This is a genomic window from Actinomadura xylanilytica, from assembly GCF_030283145.1.
In the GTDB taxonomy this organism is placed as follows: Bacteria; Actinomycetota; Actinomycetes; order Streptosporangiales; family Streptosporangiaceae; genus Spirillospora; species Spirillospora xylanilytica.
The window spans coordinates 2,340,897-2,353,107 of sequence record NZ_JASNWE010000001.1; the positions used below are offsets into that span (position 1 = coordinate 2,340,897).

General features: G+C 73.8%; 10 protein-coding genes. 3 read left to right on the forward strand and 7 right to left on the reverse strand.

All coding sequences use genetic code 11. The annotated features are described in order from the left end of the window. The first annotated feature begins 152 nt into the window (after positions 1-152). Both QP090_RS10815 and argS read left to right on the forward strand, forming a co-directional pair. A complete protein-coding gene (locus QP090_RS10815; protein WP_432763021.1) occupies positions 153-2,561 on the forward strand; it encodes a cation-translocating P-type ATPase in 2,409 nt (802 codons plus the stop codon). A 44-nt stretch (positions 2,562-2,605) separates the two neighbouring features. Next, positions 2,606-4,351 carry an arginine--tRNA ligase gene (gene argS, locus QP090_RS10820; RefSeq protein WP_285938483.1) on the forward strand — a complete coding sequence of 582 codons (1,746 nt, stop codon included), beginning with the start codon at positions 2,606-2,608 and terminating at the stop codon, positions 4,349-4,351. Between the two features lie 66 nt (positions 4,352-4,417). Here the strand turns inward: argS and QP090_RS10825 are convergent, their stop codons facing one another. The 7 genes from QP090_RS10825 to QP090_RS10855 all read right to left on the reverse strand — a co-directional run bounded on the left by QP090_RS10825 (position 4,418) and on the right by QP090_RS10855 (position 10,955). After that, complete coding sequence (locus QP090_RS10825; protein ID WP_285938484.1) at positions 4,418-5,299, reverse strand: LLM class flavin-dependent oxidoreductase; 882 nt, start codon at positions 5,297-5,299, stop codon at positions 4,418-4,420. Positions 5,300-5,301: 2 nt separating this feature from the next. Continuing rightward, on the reverse strand, positions 5,302-5,547 hold the full coding sequence (locus QP090_RS10830; RefSeq protein WP_285938485.1) for a DUF2630 family protein: 246 nt from the start codon (positions 5,545-5,547) through the stop codon (positions 5,302-5,304). 81 nt (positions 5,548-5,628) lie between these two features. Then, on the reverse strand, positions 5,629-6,960 hold the full coding sequence (locus QP090_RS10835; protein WP_285938486.1) for a hypothetical protein: 1,332 nt from the start codon (positions 6,958-6,960) through the stop codon (positions 5,629-5,631). 84 nt (positions 6,961-7,044) lie between these two features. Next, on the reverse strand, positions 7,045-7,941 hold the full coding sequence (locus QP090_RS10840) for an aldehyde dehydrogenase family protein (RefSeq protein WP_285938487.1): 897 nt from the start codon (positions 7,939-7,941) through the stop codon (positions 7,045-7,047). Beyond that, positions 7,934-9,367 (reverse strand): aldehyde dehydrogenase family protein, encoded by a 1,434-nt coding sequence (locus tag QP090_RS10845; RefSeq protein ID WP_285938488.1) that lies wholly within the window; start codon positions 9,365-9,367, stop codon positions 7,934-7,936. The genes QP090_RS10840 and QP090_RS10845 overlap by 8 nt, the downstream gene beginning before the upstream one ends. Positions 9,368-9,369: 2 nt before the next feature. Then, entirely contained in the window at positions 9,370-10,311 is a 942-nt protein-coding gene (gene deoC / locus QP090_RS10850) for a deoxyribose-phosphate aldolase (RefSeq protein ID WP_285938489.1), read from the reverse strand. 56 nt (positions 10,312-10,367) lie between these two features. Further along, the gene (locus tag QP090_RS10855) at positions 10,368-10,955 is read right to left on the reverse strand and encodes a chorismate mutase (RefSeq protein WP_285938490.1); all 588 of its coding nucleotides are present in this window, start codon (positions 10,953-10,955) and stop codon (positions 10,368-10,370) included. A gap of 166 nt (positions 10,956-11,121) precedes the next feature. Here QP090_RS10855 and QP090_RS10860 point away from each other — a divergent pair, with 166 nt between their 5' ends. Beyond that, the gene (locus QP090_RS10860; protein ID WP_285938491.1) at positions 11,122-12,201 is read left to right on the forward strand and encodes a CaiB/BaiF CoA transferase family protein; all 1,080 of its coding nucleotides are present in this window, start codon (positions 11,122-11,124) and stop codon (positions 12,199-12,201) included. Positions 12,202-12,211: the final 10 nt, after the last annotated feature.

Genomic DNA, 12,211 nt, shown 5'->3' on the forward strand with positions numbered 1-12,211 from the left:
AGGAGTCCCCGGAGGGTCCCGGCGCGCCGTCAGGTCCCGACCTCGCGCCCGTCGTCCCCCCTGCGGCCCCTCCCCCGGACGCTCCGCCGCCCGCGCCGGAGACCGGTCCCCGGTAGGCGGCGGGCCGGGATTGCCCTTAGCGATCATGGGGAATGACGCAGGCATCCAACGGGGGCGAAGTGACGGGTGCACAGGCACCGGGCGGCGGCCTGACCGCCGCGCAGGTGCGCGAGCGGGTCGAGGCCGGGCAGACCAACGACGTGCCCCGGCGGACCAGCCGGTCGGTCGGTGAGATCGTCCGGGCGAACGTCCTCACCCGGTTCAACGCGCTGATCGGCTCGCTGTTCGTGCTCATCATGATCTTCGGGCAGTGGCAGGACGGGCTGTTCGGCGGGATCATCGTCGCCAACTCCGCCATCGGGGTCGTCCAGGAGCTGCGCGCCAAGCGGACCCTCGACCGGCTGGCGGTGGTGGGCGAGACGCCGGTGCGGGTGCTGCGCGACAGCGCCGAGCGCGAGGTCCCCCAGCAGGAGGTCGTGCTCGGCGACCTGATCCTGCTCGGCACCGGCGACCGGATCACCGTGGACGGGACGGTCACCGGGTCCGAGGGCCTGGAGATCGACGAGTCGCTGCTGACCGGCGAGGCCGACCCGGTGCTGAAGACGCCCGGCGACCAGGTGCAGTCCGGCAGCTTCGCGGTGGCCGGCGGCGGCGCGTTCACCGCCGAGAAGGTGGGCCGCGACGCCTACGCGGCCCGGCTCGTCGAGGAGGCCAGCCGGTTCTCCCTGTCGCACTCGGAGCTGATGTCGGGCATCAACCGGTTCCTGAAGTACGTGACCTGGCTGATCGTGCCGATCGCGATCCTGCTGTTCGCCAGCCAGCTCTCCTCGGCGGACAGCGTGCCGGACGCGGTCGTGGGCGCGGTCGCCGGGGTGGTGACGATGGTCCCCGAGGGCCTGGTGCTGATGACCAGCATCGCGTTCGCCGTCGGCGTGGTGCGGCTCGGCCGCCGGCAGTGCCTGGTGCAGGAGCTGCCCGCGATCGAGGGCCTCGCCCGGGTGGACGTGCTGTGCGTCGACAAGACCGGCACGCTGACCGAGCCCGGCATGGACCTCGACCGGGTGGTGCCGCTGCGCGCGGACCTGCCCGGACGGGAGGCGCTGGCCGCGCTCGCGGCCTCCGACCCGGACCCGAACCCGACGATGCTGGCCGTCCGGGAGGGGCTCGGCACCACCGCCCCCGGCTGGGAGGCGACGGGCACGGTGCCGTTCTCGTCGGCCCGCAAGTGGAGCGGCGCCGAGTACGGCGGGCACGGCGCCTGGGTGTTCGGCGCCGCCGACGTGCTGCTCGCGGCGGACGACCCGTCCCGCACGCGGGCCGAGGAGCTGGGCTCGACCGGGCTGCGGGTGCTGACCGTCGCCCGCGTCCCGGACGGCTCCCTGGCCTCCCCCGGCACCCTGGACGTGACCGCCGGCGCCGAGCCCGCCGCACTGGTCGTGCTGCGGCAGCGGCTGCGCGCCGAGGCGCCCGCCACGCTGCGCTACTTCGCCGAGCAGGGCGTCGAGGTCAAGGTGATCTCCGGCGACAACCCGGTGTCGGTCGGCGCCATCGCCCGTTCGCTGGACCTGCCGGGCGCGGACCGTCCCGTCGACGCCCGGACGCTGCCCGGCGGCGTCGCGGAGATGGCGGACGTGCTGGCGGAGCACTCGGTGTTCGGGCGGGTCGGCCCGCAGCAGAAGCGGGCCATGGTCAAGGCGTTGCAGTCCCGCGGTCACGTGGTGGCGATGACCGGCGACGGCGTCAACGACGTGCTGGCGCTCAAGGACGCCGACCTCGGCGTGTCGATGGGGTCGGGCAGCGGCGCGACCCGCGCGGTCGCGCAGATCGTCCTGCTGGACAACAGCTTCGCCACGCTGCCACAAGTGGTCGGCGAGGGCCGCCGGGTACTCGGCAACATCGAGCGGGTCGCCAACCTGTTCCTCACCAAGACCGTCTACTCGATCATCCTGGCGTTGCTGGTGGGGGTGGTGCACGTCCGGTTCCCCTTCCTGCCCCGGCACCTGACCCTGATCAGCTCCCTGACCATCGGTATCCCGGCGTTCTGCCTGGCCCTGGCGCCCAACCCGGAACGCGCCCGGACCGGGTTCGTGCCGCGGGTGCTGCGGTTCGCCATCCCGGCCGGGGCCGCCTGCGGCATCGCCACGTTCTCCGGCTACCTGCTGGCCACCGAGCGCCCCGGCGGCGGCTTCGAGCAGGACAGCTCCACCGCCTCGCTGGCGCTGTTCGTGCTGGCGCTGTGGGTGCTGGCGCTGATCGCCCGCCCGTGGAACTGGTGGCGGCTCGGCCTGGTCGGGCTGATGGGCGCCGCGTTCGTGCTCGTGCTGGCGGTGCCGTGGCTGTCGGAGTTCTTCGCGCTCCACCCGGGCGGGCTGGACAACGACGCCACCGCCCTCGGGATCGCGCTGGGCGCGGCGGTGCTGCTGTCGCTGTTCCTGCGCCTGGCCCCCGACCTGCTCCGCCGCGTCCGCGACGCGCGCCGCCACGCGGGCGCCTCCCCCTGACAATCCGATACTGATCTGCACCTCGACGCCGATAACCTTGGGCCATGCCCGATCCGCAACTCGCACTCGCCGCCCGGGTCCAGGCCGCGCTGGGCGCCGCCTTCGGACCCTCCCACGCCGGCGCCGACCCGGTCATCCGGCCGTCGCAGTTCGCCGACCTCCAGGCCAACGTGGCACTGCCACTGGCCAAGAGGCTGGGCCGAAAGCCGCGCGACGTCGCGAACGAGATCGTGGCCAACCTCGACCGCACCGGCCTGGTGTCGAACGTGGAGGTCAGCGGCCCCGGGTTCATCAACCTGACGCTCGACGACGGGTGGATCGCCGGGCAGGCGCAGGAGGTCCTGGCCGACGAGCGGCTCGGGGTGCCGCGCGTCGAGGCGCCGCAGCGGGTCGTGGTGGAGTACTCCTCGCCCAACGTGGCCAAGGAGATGCACGTCGGGCACCTGCGCACCACGATCGTCGGCGACGCGATCGCCCGGATCCTGGAGTTCGCCGGGCACGACGTCGTCCGCGACAACCACGTCGGCGACTGGGGCACCCCGTTCGGCATGCTGATCGAGCACCTGCTCGACCTCGGCGAGGAGGCCGCCGCCCGCGACGACGCCTCGGTCTCCGACCTGACCGCGTTCTACCAGGCCGCACGGCACAAGTTCGACGGCGACCCCGAGTTCGCCGACCGGTCGCGGCGGCGCGTGGTGGCGCTCCAGGCCGGCGACCCCGAGACGCTGCGGCTGTGGCACGTGCTGGTCGAGGCGTCCACCCGGTACTTCAACACGGTGTACCGGCGGCTCGGCGTCTCGCTGACCGACGCCGACATCAAGGGCGAGAGCTTCTACAACGACCTGCTGGCCCCGACCGTCCAGGAGCTGGAGGACAAGGGCATCGCGGTGATCAGCGACGGGGCGCTGTGCGCGTTCCCGCCCGGGTTCACCGGCCGGGAGGGCGAGCCGCTGCCGGTCATCCTGCGCAAGAGCGACGGCGGCTACAACTACTCCACCTCCGACCTGGCCACCATCCGCTACCGGGTCGACACCGAGCACATCGACCGGATGATCTACGTGGTGGGCGCGCCGCAGGCGCTGCACTTCCAGATGGCCTTCGCGGTCGCCCGGATGGCCGGCTGGCTGGACGAGGGCGTGCGGGCCGAGCACGCGCAGATCGGCAACGTGCTCGGCACCGACGGCAAGATCCTGCGCACCCGGGCGGGCGGCACGGTCAAGCTGGCCGAGCTGGTCGACGAGGCAATCGAGCGGGCCGGCCGGGAGTTCGACGAGATCGAGCACCAGGAGCCGTTCGACGCCGCGACCCGCGCGGACATCGTGGAGAAGGTCGGGGTCGGCGCGGTCAAGTACGCCGACCTGTCGGTGGCGCTGGACAGCGAGTACGTCTTCGACTTCGACCGGATGATCTCCTTCCACGGCAAGACCGGCCCCTACCTCCAGTACGCGACGGTGCGGATCCGGTCGATCTTCCGCAGGGGCGGGCTGGAGCCGGAGGCCGCGACGGGCCCGATCACGCTGGGCGAGCCGGCCGAGCGGGCACTGGCGCTGAAGCTGCTCGACTTCGGGGCGGTGGTCACGCAGGCGGGCGAGCTGTCCGAACCGCACCGGCTGGCCGGGTACCTGTTCGAGCTGGCCCAGGCCTACACCGGATTCTTCGAGAACTGCCCGGTGCTCAAGGCGCCGGACGAGGCCACCAGGACGTCCCGGTTGGCGCTGTGCGCGGCGACGCTGCGCACCCTGGTCACGGGCCTCGACCTGCTCGGTGTGCCGACGCCCGAACGCATGTAGGCACGGCACGGCCCGGGGGCTCGGCAGGGTGCGCACGGCCCTGAGGACTCGGAGCGGGCGCCGGGGTCAGCCGGCGCGTTCGCGGGCGACCTGCTCGCGGACCGCCGGCGCGACCTCCATCGCGAACGCGCCGAGCTGGTCGGGGTCGCCGGCGAAGACGAAGGTGTCGACGCCGTAGGTGACGGCCAGCTCGGTGAGCTGGTCGGCCCACTGCCGCACCGGCCCGTTCAGGAAGCCCTGCGAGCCGCTCTCGTCGATCGAGCCGGCCAGGTTGTAGAGCCGCCGGATCTCGGCGGGGTCGCGGCCCGCCTCCGCGGCGGAGTCGTCGACCCGCCGCTGCCCCTCCAGCAGCTTCTGCGGCGGGACGTGCGACGACGACACGATCCAGCCGTCGGCGACGCGGCCGGCCAGCTCCAGCGAGCGCGGCCCGGTCACGCCGAGCCAGATGCCGATCTTGTGCGCGGGCGGCGGGCCGGGCTGCGCGCCCGCCAGCCGGTAGTGCGCCCCGTCGAACCGCAGCCCCCGCTGGTCGCTCCAGAGCATCCGGATGACCTGCACCGCCTCCTCCAGCGCGGCGCGGGCCGCACCGGGCGCGAGCCGGACGCCGCCGTACGCCTCGATCGCGTCCCAGAAGGCTCCGGCGCCGAGGCCGAGCTCCACCCGGCCGTCGCTGAGCCGGTCCATCGAGGCCATCGCCTTGGCCAGCGTCGCGGGCGGACGCAGCGGCAGGCAGGCCACCGCCGGGAACACCCTGACCCGCGAGGTGGCGGCCAGCAGCGCCCCCATCAGCGTCGGCATGTCGACGAACCGGCGCTGGTACGGATGGTCCTGCACGCCGATGAGGTCGAGCCCGAGCCGGTCGGCCTCCTGCGCGGTACGGATCAGCGGCGCGGACGCGTCCGGGGCCAGGAAGAGGCCGAACCGCGGCGGACGCCCATAATCGGTCATCGCTACTGGAGGTAGCCTTCGACCTCGCCGGCCGAGCGGACCCGCGCGCCGTCCGGGCTCTCCCCCGCCTCCATCCGGGCGCGGCGCTGCCGGAGCAGGTCCCAGCACTGGTCCAGCGCCACCTCGAGCTGCTCCAGGCGGCGCCGTTCCGCGCCCTGGGTTAGCTCATCGCGCCGGTACCGCTCGCGCAGGCTCTGCTCCTCCCCGACGAACTCGTTGATGCGCGCCAGGATCTCCTTGTCGTCCACGGCCCCTCCGTCGACTGGTCGGACTCCGGCAGAGCCCCGTCCCCGCACGCGGGCCGGGGCCCCACCGGCGGGCTCCGCCTCTCACTTGCGCCCGGCGGCGCCCGTCAGGCCGGTCAGGAACCCGCCGTCAGAGCTCGTCGAGTGCTGCATCGAGCGTACGCCCGTCTTCGGTTCGACCAGGCGACCGGACGACGCCGTGTTGGACGCCGCCGGTCGGCGCGCGGGGGACTTCCCGCCCCCCGCGCTCTTGCCCGTGGCGCTCTTGCCGCCCGCCGTCCTGCCGGCGGGCGTCCGGCCGGCCCGTGCGCGTGCGGTGCCCGTGGCGGGCTTGCGCGCGGACGAGGTCCCGGTCGCACGGCTGCTGACCGTGGACCGCGACCGCGCCGCCGACGTCGTCTTCCGCGCGGTGGCGGGCCGGGCCTTGGCCGGCCCCTTCCGCGCCGTCGTCGACGAGCTCTTGCGCGCCGTCGCGGTGCTCCTGCGCGCGGTCGTGGAGCCGGACGCCGGCTTCCTGGCGGCGGTCGTGGTCTTGCGCGCCGCCGACGTCCTGGGCTTGGCGACACGGGCCGTGGCCGTCGTCCTGGTCCGGCTCGTGGCGGCCGTGGTGCGCGCACGCGACGTGCCGGCCCGGGACGTACCGGACCTGGCCGTCGTGGTCTTCCGCGCGGCCGGTCTGCCGGCCGCCGACCTCGTGCCGGACGCCCTGGTCGTGGACGCCTTGCTGGTCGACGACCTGCTGGTCGACGCCTTGCTGGTGGACGGTTTGGCCGCCGACCTCGCGGCGGGTTTGGCGGCCGTCCGGGTGCGCGTGACCCGGGTGCCCGCGGGCCGCTTGGCGGCGGTGGTGCGGGCGGCCGTGGTGCGGGCGGCCGACGCCCTGGCGGCGGTCATGACCTTCGCCGCCGAGTTCATCGCCTTGGCGGCCTCGGTCATCGCCTTGGTCGCGCTGGTCATCGACCGCGTCATCGCGGTCATGGCCTTGGCCGACGAGGACGCCTTGGTCGCCACCGACTTCATCTGCGTGGCGGCGGCCTTGGCCTGCGTCGCGGCCTTGGTGACCTTGGTGACCGCCGCCGCACCGCCGCGGCTGGACGCGGCGCTGGTACGCGCCGTGCCGGACCGGGTGGTGCGGGCGGTGGTCGCGGGCTTGCGCGCCGCCGTGGTGCTCTTCTTGGCGGTGGACCTGGTCGTGCTCTTGGCCGCGGTCCTGGTCGTCGCGGGCCGCTTGGCCGTGGACGCCCGGACCGTGCCGCGCGCCGCCGTGCTCTTGCCGGCCGCGCTGGTCCGCCGGGCCGCCGTGGTCTTCTTGGCGGCGCCGGTCTTGGTGGCTGTGGTGCCCTTGCCTGTGGTGCGCGTCGTACGGGCGGCCGTCCCTCGGCCGGTGGCCGTACGCGATGCGACATTGGTAGCCACTGATCTCCCCCCCGTGATGATCAGTTACGGGGAGATCTATTCCACACTTCGTGACGCTCTACACACACACGGCAAATTCTGGGATCACACGCCCACCGGATGCCACACGGTCTTGGTCTCCAGAAACGCGGTCATACGGGCGGTTCCCGGCTCCTCGGACCAGTCGCCGGAACCCGGCCGAATCACCCGCTTGAGATTTCCCGCGGCGGCCTCCTCCAGCTCCGCGCCGCCCGAGACGATCCCGGCCAGGTCGAGCGCGTCGACGTCCATGTGCGAGGCCAGCCACGGCGCGAGCTCGGCGCGCCGTCCGGTCAGCAGGTTGACCACCCCGCCGGGCAGGTCGGAGGTGGCCAGCACCTCGGCGAGCGTGATCGCGGGCAGCGGCGCGGGCTCGGCCGCGACCACCACGCAGGTGTTGCCGGACACGATCGCCGGCGCGACCACCGAGACCAGGCCGAGCAGCGGCGAGTCGGGCGCGATGACCCCCACGACGCCGGTGGGCTCGGGCGTGGAGAAGTTGAAGAACGGGCCGGCGACCGGGTTGGCCGAGCCCACCACCGCGCCGAGCTTGTCGGCCCAGCCCGCGTACCAGACCCACCGGTCGACGGCCTGGTCGACCTCGGTGGACGCCGCGGACTTGGCCTGCCCGGCGGCGCGCAGCTCGTCCACGAACTGCGCGCGGCGCCCCTCCAGCATTTCGGCGACCCGATAGAGGATCTGACCGCGGTTGTACGGGGTACGTTCCGACCAGGCGCCGAACGCCTTGCGGGCCGCGCCGACGGCGTCGCGCACGTCCTTGCGCGACGCCTGCGACGCGTTGGCGACGAAGCGGCCCTTGGCGTCGTTCACCACGTACGACCTGCCGGACTCGGACCGGGGGAACGCGCCCCCGATGAACAGCTTGTAGGTCTTCCGGACGCCGATCCGACCGGTGCCGGGCGGGGCGGTGCTGATCGGGTCGGTGCTCGTCGGCTCAGACATCGAGGTAGGCCTCCAGTCCGTGGCGTCCGCCCTCGCGGCCGAAGCCGGACTCCTTGTAGCCGCCGAACGGCGACGCGGGATCGAACTTGTTGAAGGTGTTGGCCCAGACGACGCCCGCGCGGAGCCGCTCGGCCGTCCACAGGACGCGGGAGCCCTTCTCGGTCCAGACCCCGGCCGACAGGCCGTACGGCGTGTTGTTGGCCTTCTCGACGGCCTCGGCGGGGGTACGGAAGGTCAGCACCGACAGCACCGGGCCGAAGATCTCCTCGCGCGCGATCCGGTGCGACTGCGCGACGCCGGTGAACAGGGTCGGCGCGAACCAGAAGCCGCGCTCGGGCAGCTCGCAGGGCGGCGACCAGCGCTCGGCGCCCTCCAGCTCGCCGGCCTCCGACAGCGCGGTGATCCGGTCGAGCTGCTCGGCGGAGTTGATCGCGCCGACGTCGGTGTTCTTGTCGAGCGGGTCGCCGACGCGGAGGGTGGCCATCCGGGTCCTGAGCCGGCCGAGCAGCTCGTCCGCGATCGACTCCTGCACCAGCAGCCGGGACCCGGCGCAGCAGACGTGCCCCTGGTTGAAAAAGATCCCGTTGACGACGCCCTCGACGGCCTGGTCGAGCGCCGCGTCGTCGTAGACGATGTTGGCGGCCTTGCCGCCGAGCTCCAGGGTGAGCCGCTTGCGGGTGCCGGCCACGGTGCGGGCGATCTGCCGTCCGACATCGGTGGAACCGGTGAAGGCGACCTTGTCGACGCCGTCGTGCGCGACCAGCGCGCGGCCGGTCTCGCCCGCCCCGGTGACGATGTTGACCACGCCGGGCGGCAGCTCGGCCTGGCGGCAGATCTCGGCGAACGCCAGCGCGGTCAGCGGGGTGGTCTCGGCGGGCTTGAGCACCACGGTGTTGCCGCACGCCAGCGCCGGGGCGATCTTCCAGGCCAGCATCAGCAGCGGGAAGTTCCACGGGATCACCTGGGCGGCGACGCCGAGCGGGCGCGGGTCGGGGCCGAACCCGGCGTGCCCGAGCTTGTCGGCCCAGCCGGCGTTGTAGAAGAAGTGCGCGGCGACCAGCGGCAGGTCGACGTCGCGCGACTCGCGGATCGGCTTGCCGTTGTCGATCGACTCCAGCACCGCCAGCTCGCGGGAGCGCTCCTGGATGATCCGGGCGATCCGGTAGAGGTACTTGGCGCGCTCGCGGCCCGGCATCGGGCCCCAGACGCGGTCGTGGGCGGCCCGCGCGGCGGCCACCGCCCGGTCGACGTCGGCGGCGGTGGCCACCACGAACTCGGCGAGCGGCTCCTCGGTGGCCGGGTCGATCGTCTTGCGCCGGTCGCCGCCGGAGCCGTCGGTCCACTCGCCGCCGATGAACAGCCCGTACGAGGGGCGGATGTCGACGACGGCGCGCGACTCCGGTGCCGGGGCGTACTCGAAGTCCATCGCTAGTCCTTGGTGAAGTGGTCGGGCCCGGAGTAGACACCGGTGGCCAGCTTGCGGCGCTGCATCAGCAGGTCGTTGAGCACGCTGGACGCGCCGAGCCGGAACCACGCGGGCGACAGCCAGTCGGGGCCGGCCGTCTCGTTCACCAGCACCAGGTACTTGATCGCGTCCTTGGTGGTGCGGATGCCGCCGGCCGGCTTGACGCCGACCTGCCGCCCGGTGCGGTCGCGGAAGTCGCGGACCGCCTCCAGCATCACCAGCGTCACCGGCAGCGTCGCGGCGGGCGAGATCTTGCCGGTGGAGGTCTTGATGAAGTCGGCGCCGGCCCGCATCGCCAGCCAGGACGCGCGCCGCACGTTGTCGTAGGTGGCCAGCTCGCCGGTCTCGAAGATCACCTTGAGGTGCGCCGCACCGCACGCCGCCTTGGTGGCGGCGATCTGCTCGTACACCGTCAGGTAGTCGCCGGCCAGGAACGCGCCCCGGTCGATCACCATGTCGATCTCGGTGGCGCCGGCCTCGACCGCCGCCCGGGTGTCGGCCAGCTTGGCCTCCATCGGCGCCCGCCCGGACGGGAAGGCGGTCGCGACGCTCGCGACGCCGACGCCGGTGCCCTGGAGCGCCTCGACCGCGACGCCGACCAGGTCGGGGTAGACGCAGATCGCCGCGACCCGCGGCACGCCCGGGTCGGACGGGTCGGGCCGCGCGCCCTTGGCGCACAGCGCCCGCACCTTGCCGGGGGTGTCGGCGCCCTCCAGCGTGGTGAGGTCGACCATGGAGATCGCCATGTCGATGGCCTGGGCCTTGGCCGAGGTCTTGATCGAGCGGGTGGCCAGCCGCGCGGCCCGCTCGTCGGCGCCGACCTGGTCGACGCCCGGCAGGCCGTGCAGGAACGCGCGCAGCTCGGCCCCGCTCGGTCGCGCGCCGGTGAGAGTCTCCGTTGACACGCCCCCAGCATCACCCACCCGCGGCTCCGACACAAAACAACCGAATCCCGTTTGGGTCACGACCTGATTCGGCATACCGACGGCAGGGCCCTGGTGAGGCCGGACCGGTGCAGGACGTCCAGGCGGCGTTCGGTCCCGGCGCGGGCGGACGCCTCGATCAGTTCGGGCGCGCACGAGGCGCTCGCGCGCACGTGGGCGGTCCGCTGGAGTTCGGCGAGGATCGCGCCGGTGAGCCGGTCGAGCGCGGGCCGCACCTCCTTGCCGAGATCCGGGCGCCGGGACGGGGCCGTCGAGGGACGGGCCGTCCAGCGCCGGTGCAGACCCCGCTGGACGAGCTTGCCCGCCTCGATCTGGTCGCGGAAGACGCGGACGGCGGCGTCCGGGTCGAGGCCGAGCGCCGCCGAACGCGCCGTCACGTCGTCCAGGACCGCCCGCTCTCGGACCGGGTCCTCGATCGGCGTGGCCGTCCCCCACTTGGCCGCCGCCACCTCGTCCGCCAGCGCGAGGCGATCGGCGGAGAGCCCGACCAGCGGCGCCAGCGGCTCCGCGCGCAGCGGCGAAGCGTCGGCGGCGGGAGTTCCGGAGACGGCCAGCACCAAGGGGACGAGGAGGGACGGCAGAAGCCACGGAACGTGAAGGGGCATGCCAGGTGAGCCTTCCGCCCGCCCCGTCACGGAACAAGGGGCCACGCGGACCCAGGAGGTGCGATGGCCGCGCCGAGTCGCGAAATGACAAACAAGCGCTCGCTTGACATATCCGCCGGCGGGACGGCAGCGTGGGGCGATCACCGCGACGCGCGAGGGGGCCTCGATGGCACTGCTGGACGGGCTGCGGGTGCTGGACCTGACGATGTGGCGCCCCGGGCCGTACGCCACCCAGCTCCTCGCCCAGCTCGGCGCGGACGTGATCAAGGTGGAGCCGCCCGGCGGCGAGCCGATGCGCGCGTTCCGGAGCCACTTCGACCTGCTCAACCAGCGCAAGCGCAGCATCGAGCTGAACCTCAAGGACGACGCCGGGCGGGACCGCTGCCTGGAGCTCGCGCGCACCGCCGAGGTGTTCGTCGAGGGCTTCCGGCCGGGGGTCGCGGACCGCCTCGGCGTCGGCCACGAGGCGCTGCGCGCCGCCAACCCCGCTCTGGTCTACTGCTCCCTCTCCGGGTACGGGGCGGAAGGCCCCCTGGCGCACGTGCCCGGACACGACGTCAACTACCGCGCGTACGCCTCAGCGCTGCCCCAGGACGCGGTCTCGCCCGGCGACGAGCTCCCCGTCGCCGACATGGCGGGGGCGACCATGGCCGCGTTCGCGATCACCGCGGCCTGCCTCAAGGCCCGCGCCACCGGAACCGGCGACCGGATCGATCTCGGGATGGCCGACGTCCTGGCCAACTGGGCCGGCACCGTACCGGCCGGCACCGGACCGGCCACCACCGGGCCGCCCACCGGGGCCGCCCGCGCGGGCGGCCCCGTCCCGGGGTACGGGATCTACCCCACCCGCGACGGCCACAAGATCACGCTGGGCGTGGTGTCGGAGGAACGGCTGTGGGCGGCGACCTGCGGCGCGCTCGGCCTGCCCGAGCACGCGGGCGTCCCCTTCGCGGCCCGCCTCGGCCGGGTGGCCGAGCTGGACGCGGACGTGGCGGCGGCCGTCGCACGGCTCACCAGGGACGAGGCCGTCGAGCGCCTCACCGCCGCCGGAGCGCCGGTCGCGCCGCTGCTGACCCGCGCGGAGCTGATGGACCACGACCACTTCCGCGAACGCGGCGTGATCGGCGACGGCACCGTGGGCAGCCCGGTCCGCACCCTCACCCACCCGCCGCTACCGCCCGGCCCGGTCGCCGAGCTCGACGGGCACCGCGGCCAGGGCTGGGGCGCGGACCGTCTCACGGACTGATATTCGGAGT